Genomic DNA, 12,040 nt, shown 5'->3' on the forward strand with positions numbered 1-12,040 from the left:
ATCCCATCACGGGCGACGAAGCCGGACGCGGAATTCCAGTATCCGGACGGCTACTTGCCGCGCAGCCGCTCCATCACCGGCGCGAACGCCTCCATGTACGGCTCCAGGACGGTCAGATACGAGAACCCGAACCGTTCCCGCCGGGCCAGCACCTGGTCGACGATCTGGTCCAAGGTCCCGACCAGGAGGATCGGCAGCTCCAGGACCTGCTCCAGGGTCAGTTCCGGAACGCGGTCGAGGAGGGGCTGGACGACGCCCGCGCGGTCCTCCGTGACGGCCACCATCTGCAGCAGCAGGTTCAGCTCCGCCGGTTCCTCCCGGCCCGCCGCGAACTTCCGGTAACGGGCCACCCGTTCGTCGAACTGCTCGGCCGTGACGGGGATGAGCCGGCCACTCGTGCTCTCCGGGTCCGGGTACGCGCCTCCGAACGCCGCGATGTCGGCGTGCTCGGCGGTCAGCCGCAGGACGCGGTCGCCGTTTCCGCCGATCAGCAGCGGCACGCGCGGCTTCTGCGCCGGCTGCGGCTGGTACTCCGGCGAGCCGAGCAGCCGCTCCAGTTCCCCGACCGTACGCCGCAGATGGTCGACGCGCTCGCGAGGAGTGCCGAAGGGCAGCCCCGCGGTGTCGTGCTCGGCCCGTACGTAGCCCGCACCCAGCCCCAGTTCGAGTCGCCCGCCCGTCAGGGCGTCGGTCGTCGCCACCTCCCGGGCGAGCAGGGCCGGGTTCCAGAAGCCCGCGTTGAGCACGAACGTGCCCACGCGTGGCCGCTCCGTCGCCTCGGCCGCCGCGACCAGGGCCGGGAACGGCGCGGGCATGCCCAGATGGTCGGGGACCAGGATCACGTCGTAGCCGAGTTCCTCGGCCCGGCGGCACTTGGCCCGCCACTCGTCGGCCGGGGCGGGGGTCATCAGGTTGACACCGAAGCGGAACGGACGCGGGCTCACCGGTCGCGACATGAACTCTCCTCATCCTCAGGGGACTTGAGTACTCGCCGCGATTCCATCACTCGTGCGCGATGGCCGCCAGCACATTCATGCGCGATGCACGCAACGCGGGCAGCAGCGCCGCCACGATGCCCACGACCGCCGAGCCGATCACCACCGCCACGATCGTGCCCCAGGGGATCGCCAACGCCGTCATGCCCTGCAACGCCAGCACCTGCTGGGTGCACACGCCCCACACCAGCCCCAGCGCGAGGCCCAGGACCGCGCCGAACACGGCGATCACCACGGACTCCAGCCGGATCATCCGGCGCAGCTGCCGCCGGGCCAGCCCGATGGCCCTGAGCAGGCCGATCTCCCGCGTGCGCTCGACGACCGACAGCGCGAGGGTGTTGACCACGCCGAGCACCGCGATGATGATCGCGAGCCCGAGCAGCGCGTAGACGAGGTAGAGCAGCACGGCGATCTGGTCGTGCACCAGCTCCTTGTAGTCGGCGATGTCCCGGACCTGCACCTGGGGATACGGGGCGAGCGTCTTCTCCAGGCCGGCCCGCAGATCGTCGGAGCTCGTGCCGGAGGCGGCGTTGACGTACACGGCCGCGTCCTGCCCGCCCGGCGCGTACTTCTCCAGCGTGCCCAGGCCGAAGTAGATCCCGCCCTGCGCGCCGAACCCCTCGGCGGACTCCTGGTCGGTCAGGGCGCCCACCGTCAGCTCGGCCCGCCGACCGCCCTGGAACTCGACGGGGAGGGTGCTGCCGACGCGTACGCCGTGGTCCTCGGCGAAGTCCTTGTCCATGGCGAGGCGCCCGTCCGCGAGCGCGGCCGCGGAGTCGCCCTGCGCGTAGGTGATGTTGGCGACCTCGTCGAGCTCGGGTTGGTAGCCCGCGGCGGTCGTCTTCACGCGGTCGCCGTCGGGGAGGCGCACAGCGATGGTCGTGAACTGCGAGCGTACGACGAGCCCCGCACCCTCGGTGTCGCGGATCTTGTCGGTGATCTCCGGTGGGAACGGCACGAAGTTGCTGTTCTGCACCACGAAGTCGGCGCCCAGCGTCTTGTCGATCTGCTGGTCGAACGACTTGGTCATCGAGGCGCTCGCCACCGACATCCCGCCGACCAGCGCGAGGCCCACCATCAGGGCGGCGGCCGTGGCCCCGGTGCGGCGCGGATTGCGCAGGGCGTTGCGCTGGCTCATCCGGCCGACCGGGCCGAACAGCGCCGGGAAGGCCCCGCCGAGGACCCTGATCACGGGCCGTACGAGCAGCGGTCCCGCGATCACGGTCGCGATGAGAGTCAGCAGGACGCCGAGACCCAGCAGGGACGCCGCCGACGACGTCTCGGACGACACGGCACACCCCACGAGCGCCGCCGCACCGGCCGCGCCGACCACCGAGCCCACCACCGCGCGCAGCCGCAGCGGCCGCCCGATGTCAGCGATCTCGGCGTCCGCGAGCGCCGCCATCGGCGAGACGCCCGCCGCCCGCCGGGCCGGGAGGTACGCCGCGACGAAGGTGACGCCCAGGCCGACGACGTACGCGACCACGGGCGTTCCCCAGCCGATGACCATCTCGGTCGTCCTGATGTTCATGCCCATGAGACCCATCAGCTCGATGAGTCCGACGGCCAGCCCGATGCCGGCCGCGAGACCCAGCGTCGAGCCGACCAGCCCGAGCAGCAGCGCCTCGGCGAGGACCGACCGCCGCACCTGGCGCCGGTCCGCGCCGAGGGCCCGCAGCAGGCCCAGCTCGCGGGTGCGCTGGGCGATCAGCATCGAGAACGTGTTGACGATCAGGAACACGCCCACCAGTACGGCGACCCCGGCGAAGCCGAGCATGACGTACTTGATGATGTCGAGGAACCCGCCCAGCTGCTCGACGTCCGACTCGGCCTGCTCCTCGGCGGTGCGCAGCTCGTAGGTGCCGGCGTCGGTGCCGAGGGCGTCGGCCACGCGCCGCTTGAGCTCCGTGTCGCTGACGCCCTCGGCCGCGTCGACCGAGATGCCGGTGGCCGCCTTCGGGTCGCCCAGCAGTTTCGTCTGCGCCGTCGCGGGGTCGAAGAAGACCAGTGCGGCACCGGGGTTGGTGGTGGTGAAGGTGGCGATGCCGACGACCTCGACCGGGAAGGAGCCCTCCTGCCCGATGACCGTGAGGCGGTCGCCGATCCGCACGTCCTTGCTGTCGGCGGTGTCCGCGTCGATCAGCGCCTGCGCGTCGCCCTCGGGGGCGTGGCCGGAGGTGAGCTCCACGGGGCTGCGCTCGGTCGGGTTCCAGGCGGTGCCGATCGTCGGGGCGCCCGTGGTCGGGCCCACCGACTCACGGTCCTCGTCGGCGACGGTGAGGCCGTCCACGTCCACTTCCGCGCGGGCCGCCGCCACGCCCTGGACCCGGGCGAGGCGGTCGGCGAGCGAGGCCGGCAGGGTCAGGGTCTGCCCGGAGGGCACGGTCTCGTCGAGGGTCTCCTTCGGCGTGACGGTGACGTCGGCTGCGGTCGAGGCGAAGAGCCGGTCGAAGGTGCGGCTGACGGTTTCCGAGAAGATCAGGCTGCCCGCGACGAACGCCACGGACAGGATCACCGCCAGGGCGGAGAGCAGCAGCCGCCCCTTGTGGGCGAGGAAGCTGCGGAGCGTCGCCTTGAGCACGGGGTCAGCGCTCCTCGGAAGCGGCCGACTCGGGTGACGCCGACGAGGGGCCGTCGGCCGGTATCGCCCCCGGTGCGGGGCCGCCGTCGTCGAACTGGCCGCGGATCACGTCGAACCGTTTCATCCGCTCCAGTACCGCCTCCGCCGTAGGCCGCTCCATCTCGTCCACGATCCGGCCGTCCCCCAGGAAGAGCACCAGGTCGGAGTGGGCGGCGGCGCCCGGGTCGTGGGTGACCATGACGACGGTCTGCCCCAGCTGGTCGACGGCCTCCCGCAGGAAGCCGAGCACCTCCAGGCCGGCCCGCGAGTCCAGGTTGCCGGTCGGCTCGTCCGCGAAGATCAGCTCGGGCCGGGAGGCCAGCGCACGGGCGCAGGCGACGCGCTGCTGCTGGCCGCCGGAGAGCTGCGCGGGCCGGTGCTTGAGACGGTCGCGCAGTCCCAGCGTGTCGATGACCTGGTCCAGCCACTTCTCGTCGGGCTTCTTGCCCGCGATGTCCATGGGCAGGGTGATGTTCTCGGCCGCGTTCAGGGTCGGGATGAGGTTGAACGACTGGAACATGAATCCGATCCGGTCCCGCCGCAGCCGGGTCAGCTCGCGCTCCTTCAGCCCGGTGATCTCGGTGTCGCCCAGCCACACCTGCCCGGCGGAGACGTTGTCGAGGCCCGCCAGACAGTGCATCAGCGTGGACTTCCCGGAACCCGACGGCCCCATGACCGCCGTGAAGCGGCCGCGCGCGATGTCCACGTCCACCGCGTCGAGGGCCAGTACCGTCGTCTCGCCCGAGCCGTACGCCTTGGTCAGACCGCGGGCGCGGGCCGCGATCCCGTCGGTCGGCGCAGGGCTCGGGGCGTGCTCCGCAGCTGCTGTGGACAAGGCCGCCTCCTCGCGGACGTCACGGACTCCTCGCCCAGCCGAGCCTAATGTGATCCACCGCACATCCGGTATCCGCCCAAGGTCCCGGTCGCTCTCCGCCCCAGGTCGGGCCCCCGATTTCGATGTAAGGGGCACCTTCTGCCTCCGGGGTTGCCCCTTGCCGGTGCTAGCACCGGCACGCTAGCTTCGAAGTATGGCGAAGACCCAGTTGAACGTGAGAGTCGACGAGGGCACGGCCCGCGCGGCACGCGAACGTGCCCTGGCCCGCGGCATGAGTGTCAACCGCTACATCGAGGACCTGGTCAGAAAGGACACCGGGGAGGTCGGTCATACGTTCGTGGACGCCGCCGCCGACTTCATGAAGCAGTACGAGTCCGTCTTCGCCGAGGAGTTCGGCGCGGAGCGCGAAGGTCGTCGCTGATCCCTTGAGCAATCTGAACGTCGACCTTGCCTGGCTGCTGATGCTCGCCGAGAAGAGGACACCGGGGGACCCGCAGATCACCGACTGGGGCGCACTCGTCGCCGCCGTCGCCCGCCACCAGGCGGAGATATTCGATGTCCCCGTCTACGACAGCCCGCAGGCCCGCGCCGCGGCCCTGCTCCAACTGCTCATCCACGTCCCGGCCTTGGAGCGCTCCAACGCGCTGTTCGCCTCCGCGGTGGCCTACGCCTACCTGGTGGCCAGCGGCCTCAAGGTCGTCACCTCACCCGAGCAGGTGCGCGATCTGGCACGCCTGGTCAACAGCGGTGAGGCCTCGGTCGAGGACATCGCGCGCGAACTGCGCCAGTGGAGTCTGTGAAGCGGAGTCCGTGATCAGCCGGGCTGCTCCTCCGTCGGCCGCCAAGCCGTGCCCAGCACGCAGTACGAAGAGGGGAGCACCGGACCCTTCTCCGGCATCATCACCCGCCGGTGGGGGCCGAGTTCGAACCCGGCCTCGCGCAGCGCCGCGACCGGGTCGCGCGAGACATGGCAGCCGCCGCTCAGCAGCGGCCACACCGTCCGGTCCAGTGCGCGCTGCGTGAAGGTCATCACGCGCCCGCCGCCCCGGCCGTGCTCGAAGAACCGCACCACACCGCCGGGCCGCAGCACCCGCCGTACCTCACCGAGCGCCCGCGGCACGTCCCGCACGCTGCACAGCACCAGCGAGAGCACCACCGCGTCGAAGGCCTCGCTCTTGACCGGCAGCGCCTCCGCCGCGCCCGGCACCACGTCCACGGGCACCCCGGCCCGCAGCGCGGACTCCACCGCCAACTTCCGCAGCAGGCGCTCCGGTTCGATGGCGACGACCTCCGAGACCGCACGCGGATAGTGGGCGAAGTTCAGACCGTTGCCCGCGCCGATCTCGATCACCCGGCCGGACAGCCCGGTCAGCAGCCGGTCGCGGACGTCGCCCATGCCCATCCGCGTCTCGGCGTTGACGCTGATCCGGGCGTAGAAGCGGGCGAACAGCGGGTGGTGCACGGCATCCCGTGACACCTTGCCGGAACCGGCGGGCCGTAGGGACCGTAGGGCCATGGGGACCTCCCGGGCGGGCGGGACGGGACTCACTCCCGATTCTCCCCCGTACGGGACCGGCGCACCCCCGTTGTCGCCGTGGTTGTCTTACGGCTGTCGTCGGGGCAGGCCCGGTCTCAGCCGATGAAGTCCCTGACCTGCTCGTACACGCCGTGGTCGTTGTTCATGTCGGTGTGCGAGACGCACCCGACCTCGACGTTCGTGGCGCCGCTGAGGATCGCGGTGGTGTCGGGGGTGAGCGCGTCGTCGCAGTTCGACCAGTAGCTGGCGTACGACACACTGCCCGGGGTCTCGTCACCGGAGTTCAGGGCGGTCAGGAACGAGCTGCCGGTGTTCATCTCCGCGCAGGAGGTGTACAGCCAGGCACACCATGAGGCGGTGGAGGTGCCGTGGTTCGTGCCGGCCGTCGAGACGAAGTCGTCGACGTACGACGTCCCACCGAGGTTCTTGAGGTAGTAGCGGGAGCTGAGCGCGCCCATGGAGTGGACGACGAGGTCGACCTTCGAGGCACCGGTCCGGGCGAGCACGTTTCTGATCTCGGTCGCGAGCTGCTGGGCGGTGGTGGCGTTCGACTTGGCCCAGTCGTACGACACGGCGTTCAGCTCGGCCGAGGTGTAGCCGTCGGCCTTGAAGTAGCCGATCCAGTCGTCCCAGCTGCTCGCCGAGCTGCTCAGGCCGTGTACGAAGACGACGGGGTCGTGGGTGGCGGCGTGCGCGGGTGTGGGGGAGAGGGACAGTGACAGAAGGAGCGAAGAGGCCAAGGCCGTCAGGGCCGTGGCGATGCGACGCTTGCGGCGCTGCATGATGCCTCCTGAAACGTGTGGGGTTGTCAGGAGTGTCGAGCCGGGTCTACGCGCGCCGCATCGGCGAAATCGCCGGTCTTTACGGTTCAATTAACTCGCCAGTAACGTCATTTGTGTGGTGACTCCGGTGAACCCCCCGCCCCTCGACCGCACTTCGCCACCGCGATGCACGGACCAGTGGCGACAGCCGGCCGCCGCCCTTCCCGAGGGCGTCCGCGTACGGGTGCTGCGTGCCGTGTACGGCGATGTGCGCGCCGCCGCCGAACTGGTCCCGCGCCTGACCGACCGCCAGGCGGCGGGCACCGACCCGCTCCCGACGGAACCGGCGGAGCTGGCCCCGACCCTGCTGCGGGAACGCCGGGCGGAGACAAGGGCGTTGCCGGACGACACACGCCTCCTGCTGCTGCTCGCCGCGGCCGACCAGTACCCGGTCCCCACCGACGCCTTCCTGCGCGCCGTCATGGCCGCGCGCCTCGACATCCGGCCCCTGGACGCCGCCGAGGTGGCCGGCCTCGCGCACGTCGGCGCGGGCGGGGTGGTGTTCCGCGACGCGTGGACGCGGATCGCGGCCTACGAGACGGGTTCCCCGGCCGACCGCCGCGACGTGCACCGCCTGCTGGCCCGGGTGCTCAGCGGCGAAGGGGAGACGCCGTGGCGTTCCTGGCACCGGGGCGCGGGGGCGCTCGGCCCCAGCGGGCGGCTGGCGGCGGAACTCGGCGCCGCCGCGGGCAAGGCGGGTGACGCGGGCCGGCTGTCCCTGGCACGGGCTCTGGCGGAACGGGCGGCCGAACTGTGCCCCGACCCGTCCGAGCGGTCCCGCCTGGTCGCCCGGGCCGCCGCCTACGCCTGGCAGTCGGGCGACGGGGACCGGGCACGCGGGTTGGCTGCCGCCGGCGCTGACGACGCGCTCACCGGGGTGCTCGCCCTTCGGGCGGGCAACGCGCCGGAGGCGTTCGACGCGTTGCTGACTGCGGTGACCTGCCCGCCCCCGGCGAGCACCGCTGCTCGGCCCGCGCCGCCCTCCCTCGGCAAGGCTCCCGTATCTTCGGCCGCCCCTGCTGCCCCAGGCCCTGTGCGGTCGTCGGCCGTTGACGCCTCCGCCTCCGCCTCCGCCTCCGCCCCCGCCCCCGCCCCCGCCCCCGGCTCCGCTTCCGCTTCCGCCCCCGGCTCCGCTTCCGCCCCCGGCTCCGCTTCCGCCCCCGGCTCCGCTTCCGCCCCCGGCTCCGCTTCCGCCCCCGGCTCCGCCTCTGCCCCCGCCTCCGGCTCCGCCTCTGCCCCCGCCTCCGCCCCCGCCTCCGCCCCCGCCTCCGCCCCCGGCTCCGCCTCTGCCCCCGGCTCCGCCCCCGTCTCCGCCGCGTCAGCCACAGCCCTCGCCCCCGACCACCGCGCCGCCCACCTCCTCGCCCGAGCCACCGAAGCCGCCATCTACACCGGAGACATTCGCCGCCTGCGAGAGGCCGCCCGCGTGGCCGATCGGGTCGGCGTCGCGCCGCCCGGCACGCTGAGCGGGCTCGTGGCCGCCTTCGACGGCCGGTACGAGGACGCGCGCGACCTGCTGAAGGGGGCCGCCGGGCAGTGCGGGCCGGGGAGTGACCCCACCGTCCTCATCCACGCCGGGATCGCCGAGCTGCTCCTCGGCGACCACACCCGTGCGGCCACCGCGACCGTCCGCGCGGCCGCCTCCGCCCGGGCGCGGGGCACCTCGGTGGCCGTGCCGCAGGCGATGGAGTTCCGTGCGTACGCCGACTTCTGGACCGGGCGCCCCAGAGCCGGCGAGGCCACCGCGACGGACGCGCTGTGGCAGGCCCACGCCACAGGGCAGGACAACGGCGCCTGTCATCTGCAGGCCGCCCTCGCCATGTTCGCCGCGCTCACCGGAGACGCGGACGTCTGCCGCGAACGTGCCGCGACCGCACGGTCGTACGCCCTCGCCCGCGGCCTGGGCCTGCCCGCCGCCCTCGCCCAGTGGGCGCTCGCCTTCCTCGACCTGAGCACCGGCGACTTCGCCGCCGCGGCCGCCCGACTGCGCGCCCTCGCCGGATTCGGCCCCGGACACGGCCACCGCGCCATCCGCCACCTGGCCACCCCGCACTACGTCGAGGCCGCCGTCCGCACCGGCGACACCCGCGTCGCCCGCGTCGCGCACGCCGACTACCACCGCTGGGCGAGCACCGTGCGCAGCCCCGACGACCTGGCCCTCAGCGCCCGCTGCCGCGCCCTGCTCGCACCCGGCGAGGAAGCGGTGGACCACTACCGCACGGCACTCGACCTGCACTCCCACGGCACCCGGGACTTCGAACGCGCCCGCACGGAGCTGCTGTTCGGCAGCGCCCTGCGCCGACTGCGCCGCCGGACGGAGGCACGTGACCGCCTGCACAGCGCCCTGGAGGCGTTCGACTCCTTCGGCGCCCCGCACTGCGCGGCCCAGGCCCGCACCGAGCTCCGCGCCCTGGGCACCCCGGCCGGCGTCGCGCGGCCCGGCCCCAACGCCCCGGCCGACCGCCTGACGGCCCAACAGTTCCTGGTCGCCCGTATGGCCGCCGAGGGCGCCACCAACCGGGAGATCGCCGCTCGCCTGGCCCTGAGCCCGCGCACGATCGACCACCACCTGCGCGGCGTCTTCACCCGCCTGGGAATCCGCTCGCGCATCGAACTGGTGCGGATCGTCGCGGAGAGCGACGAGAGCGAGGCGACTAGACCTCGGTAAAGGCGCGGGCGAAGCCGGCGAGGTTCCGCGGGCAGGCCCAGATCTCCCGTGTCATCCGGCGTTCGAACCAGGTGTCCGAGTCGTCGTCGGGCCAGAGCTCGTCATCGGTCAGGGCCGCTTCACCGGCGGCTTCCCGCTCCGGGTGGGCCAGCATTTCCAGGACGTACCGAAAGTTGTCCAGCTCGGCATCGTCGATGTCGTCACACGGATGCTCGTCATGGGCGCAGGGAGTCTGCCCGAGAGCCTGCTCGACGGCACCCATCGCCTTCAGCGCATGGGCCTCGGCCTCCGCGTCCGGGTGGGCGTAGATCACGTAGGGGCCTATGAGCACCAGCCCGAGGGTCCACAGCGCCGTGTCCGGCCCGTCCGCCGCCACGCTCGCCTCAAGGTTCCTCGCACACTCCAGTACTTTCGCCGGCGCATCGCCCATGTGGTAGCCGTGCCGGATCTCGTCCCACTCGCCGATCAGGACGTCCCACTCGGCGACCGCGTCTGCATTGACCATGATCAGAGGATGGCACGAGGGTCTGACATCGTCGCCGGCGTCCCCGTGGGCATGGCTCAGGGCGCCTCCCGCACCCGGAACCCGTCCGCGTCCCACGTCCCGAACAGCCGCGGCGCCAGCCAACCCGGCGCCGCGCCACGGAAGTCGGGGGGCGCGAGCGCCCCCGCACCCGCCGGCACGGCACCCAGCAGCGGCGCCCCCGCCACCTCCGGCAGATCCGCGACATTGCAACGCGACGCCAGATCCGGTGCCGCGGGCCAGCTGCCGATCACCACGCCGAGCAGGTCCAGCCGTCGGCCGCGCAGTTCACGCGCCGTCAGCTCCGTCGTGTTCAGCGTGCCCAGGCCCGCCGACGCGACGACCAGGACCGGCGCCGCCATCAGCTCCGCCGCGTCCGCCAGCGTGCCGCCCGCCTCGTCGAAACGGACGAGCAGCCCGCCCGCCCCCTCCACCAGCACCAGATCGTGCTCGGCGGCCAGCTTGGCGGCGGCCTCGGCGATCTCGTGCGGACGGACCGGCGGGCGGCCCGCCCGGCGTGCGGCCGTCGCCGGCGCCAACGGCTCGGGATACCGGGCGACTTCCGCGATCGTCACGGCACCGGCGAGCCGCGCGACCTCCTCCGCGTCGCCGCGCTCGTCCGGCCGTACGCCCGTCTGCGCGGCCTTCAACACCGCCACCGACCGGCCCGCCGCCACCGCGGCCGCGGCGACCGCGGCCGTCGTGACCGTCTTGCCGACCTCCGTGCCCGTGCCCGTGATCACCAGTACCGGCATCTCAGCCCTCCCGCGCCGCCGCGCACACCGCGCGGGCGATCCGTGCCACGTCCACGTCACCGGTGACGTACGGCGGCATCGTGTAGACGAGGTCGCGGAACGGCCGCAGCCACACGCCCTCACGTACGGCGGCGGCGGTCGCCGCCTGCATGTCCACCTCGTGGTCCAGCTGGACGACCCCGATGGCGCCGAGGACCCGCACGTCCTTCACGCCCGGCATGTCCGCCGCGGGGGCCAGCCCCTCGCGCAGCCCCGCCTCGATCCGTTTGACCTCGGCCAACCAGTCCTGGCCGAGCAGCAGCTCGATCGAGGCGCAGGCGACCGCGGCCGCCAGCGGATTGCCCATGAAGGTCGGGCCGTGCGCCAGCACCGGCACCTCGCCCCGCGAGATCCCGTCAGCCACCCGCGAGGTGCACAGGGTGGCGGCCATCGTCATATAACCGCCGGTCAGCGCCTTGCCCACGCACATCACGTCCGGCGTCACCGCCGCGTGGTCCGCCGCGAACAGCGCGCCCGTGCGCCCGAACCCGGTCGCGATCTCGTCGAACACCAGCAGCACGTCGTGCGCGTCGCACGCCTCCCGCAGCACCCGCAGATACGCGGGGGAGTGGAACCGCATCCCGCCCGCACCCTGCACCACCGGCTCGACGATCACCGCCGCCAGTTCGTCGGCGTGCCGCTCGATCAGCGACCGCAGCTGGTCGGCGTACGACTCCTCGTACTCGGCCGGCGGCGGGTCGGCGAACACCTGGCGCTGGAGCACGCCGGTCCACAGCTCGTGCATCCCGCCCTCGGGGTCGCACACCGACATCGGCTGCCAGGTGTCGCCGTGGTAGCCGCCGCGCCAGGTCAGCAGCCGCTGCTTGCCGGGGCGGCCCAGCGAACGCCAGTACTGCAGGCACATCTTGACCGCGACCTCGACCGACACCGACCCGGAGTCGGCGAGGAAGACATGCTCCAGGCCCTCGGGTGACATGTCGACAAGGAGCTTCGCCAGGCGTACGGCGGGCTCGTGCGTGAGCCCGCCGAACATCACATGGCTCATGCGCGACAGCTGCTCGCGCGCGGCCTCGTTGAGCACCGGGTGGTTGTAGCCGTGGATCGCCGACCACCAGGACGACATGCCGTCGACCAGCTCGCCCGAGCCGTCCGCCAACCTCAGCCGCACCCCGCCGGCCGACTCCACCACCAGCGGCTCGACGCGGCCGGGCATGGGGCCGTACGGGTGCCAGACGTGCCGCCGGTCGAGCTCCAGCAGCTCGGGCACGGTCAGGTCGGGCATGGGG

Annotated in this window: 11 protein-coding genes; 3 read left to right on the forward strand and 8 right to left on the reverse strand. The window is 72.8% G+C overall.

The features are described 5' to 3' along the window. Nucleotides 1–50: 50 nt before the first annotated feature. From QQM39_RS40560 to QQM39_RS40570, 3 genes are read right to left on the reverse strand one after another with little or no spacing between them, the layout of a single operon-like run. The gene (locus QQM39_RS40560; protein WP_302002574.1) at nt 51–956 is read right to left on the reverse strand and encodes an LLM class F420-dependent oxidoreductase; all 906 of its coding nucleotides are present in this window, start codon (nt 954–956) and stop codon (nt 51–53) included. 46 nt (nt 957–1,002) lie between these two features. Then, nucleotides 1,003–3,576 (reverse strand): ABC transporter permease, encoded by a 2,574-nt coding sequence (locus QQM39_RS40565; protein ID WP_302002575.1) that lies wholly within the window; start codon nt 3,574–3,576, stop codon nt 1,003–1,005. Between the two features lie 4 nt (nt 3,577–3,580). After that, nucleotides 3,581–4,450 carry an ABC transporter ATP-binding protein gene (locus tag QQM39_RS40570; RefSeq protein WP_302002576.1) on the reverse strand — a complete coding sequence of 290 codons (870 nt, stop codon included), beginning with the start codon at nt 4,448–4,450 and terminating at the stop codon, nt 3,581–3,583. 193 nt (nt 4,451–4,643) lie between these two features. On the opposite strand from QQM39_RS40570, the gene QQM39_RS40575 reads away from it, so the two are divergent. Together QQM39_RS40575 and QQM39_RS40580 are read left to right on the forward strand one after the other, a co-directional pair. After that, a complete protein-coding gene (locus tag QQM39_RS40575) occupies nt 4,644–4,871 on the forward strand; it encodes an antitoxin (protein WP_302002577.1) in 228 nt (75 codons plus the stop codon). 4 nt (nt 4,872–4,875) lie between these two features. Then, the gene (locus tag QQM39_RS40580; protein ID WP_302002578.1) at nt 4,876–5,250 is read left to right on the forward strand and encodes a fic family toxin-antitoxin system, toxin component; all 375 of its coding nucleotides are present in this window, start codon (nt 4,876–4,878) and stop codon (nt 5,248–5,250) included. Between the two features lie 14 nt (nt 5,251–5,264). On the opposite strand, the gene QQM39_RS40585 is transcribed toward QQM39_RS40580, so the two are convergent. Together QQM39_RS40585 and QQM39_RS40590 are read right to left on the reverse strand one after the other, a co-directional pair. Beyond that, nucleotides 5,265–5,966 (reverse strand): class I SAM-dependent methyltransferase, encoded by a 702-nt coding sequence (locus QQM39_RS40585; RefSeq protein WP_302002579.1) that lies wholly within the window; start codon nt 5,964–5,966, stop codon nt 5,265–5,267. A gap of 116 nt (nt 5,967–6,082) precedes the next feature. Next, nucleotides 6,083–6,769, reverse strand: a complete 687-nt coding sequence (locus QQM39_RS40590; RefSeq protein ID WP_302002580.1) for a triacylglycerol lipase — start codon at nt 6,767–6,769, stop codon at nt 6,083–6,085. Between the two features lie 118 nt (nt 6,770–6,887). Here QQM39_RS40590 and QQM39_RS40595 point away from each other — a divergent pair, with 118 nt between their 5' ends. Beyond that, nucleotides 6,888–9,476, forward strand: a complete 2,589-nt coding sequence (locus tag QQM39_RS40595) for a LuxR family transcriptional regulator (RefSeq protein ID WP_302003898.1) — start codon at nt 6,888–6,890, stop codon at nt 9,474–9,476. Here the strand turns inward: QQM39_RS40595 and QQM39_RS40600 are convergent. Genes QQM39_RS40600 through QQM39_RS40610 form a run of 3 tightly spaced genes read right to left on the reverse strand, consistent with a single transcriptional unit; the run spans nt 9,463 to nt 12,036 of the window. Continuing rightward, nucleotides 9,463–9,981, reverse strand: coding sequence for a hypothetical protein (locus QQM39_RS40600; protein ID WP_302002581.1), 519 nt, complete (start codon nt 9,979–9,981; stop codon nt 9,463–9,465). The genes QQM39_RS40595 and QQM39_RS40600 overlap by 14 nt on opposite strands. Nucleotides 9,982–10,037: 56 nt before the next feature. Continuing rightward, nucleotides 10,038–10,754 carry a dethiobiotin synthase gene (bioD, locus tag QQM39_RS40605; RefSeq protein WP_302002582.1) on the reverse strand — a complete coding sequence of 239 codons (717 nt, stop codon included), beginning with the start codon at nt 10,752–10,754 and terminating at the stop codon, nt 10,038–10,040. 1 nt (nt 10,755) lies between these two features. Next, nucleotides 10,756–12,036 (reverse strand): adenosylmethionine--8-amino-7-oxononanoate transaminase, encoded by a 1,281-nt coding sequence (locus tag QQM39_RS40610; protein WP_302002583.1) that lies wholly within the window; start codon nt 12,034–12,036, stop codon nt 10,756–10,758. Between the last annotated feature and the right edge of the window lie 4 nt (nt 12,037–12,040).

Source organism: Streptomyces sp. DT2A-34 (genome assembly GCF_030499515.1).
GTDB lineage: Bacteria > Actinomycetota > Actinomycetes > Streptomycetales > Streptomycetaceae > Streptomyces.

What these genes read in the sequence shown, in the direction of transcription:
- QQM39_RS40585 (WP_302002579.1), bottom strand. Translation starts at nt 5,966, where the DNA reads ATGGCCCTACGGTCCCTACGGCCCGCCGGTTCCGGCAAGGTGTCACGG.
- bioD (WP_302002582.1), bottom strand. Translation starts at nt 10,754, where the DNA reads ATGCCGGTACTGGTGATCACGGGCACGGGCACGGAGGTCGGCAAGACG.
- QQM39_RS40590 (WP_302002580.1), bottom strand. Translation starts at nt 6,769, where the DNA reads ATGCAGCGCCGCAAGCGTCGCATCGCCACGGCCCTGACGGCCTTGGCC.
- QQM39_RS40610 (WP_302002583.1), bottom strand. Translation starts at nt 12,036, where the DNA reads ATGCCCGACCTGACCGTGCCCGAGCTGCTGGAGCTCGACCGGCGGCAC.
- QQM39_RS40600 (WP_302002581.1), bottom strand. Translation starts at nt 9,981, where the DNA reads ATGGTCAATGCAGACGCGGTCGCCGAGTGGGACGTCCTGATCGGCGAG.
- QQM39_RS40560 (WP_302002574.1), bottom strand. Translation starts at nt 956, where the DNA reads ATGTCGCGACCGGTGAGCCCGCGTCCGTTCCGCTTCGGTGTCAACCTG.
- QQM39_RS40575 (WP_302002577.1), top strand. Translation starts at nt 4,644, where the DNA reads ATGGCGAAGACCCAGTTGAACGTGAGAGTCGACGAGGGCACGGCCCGC.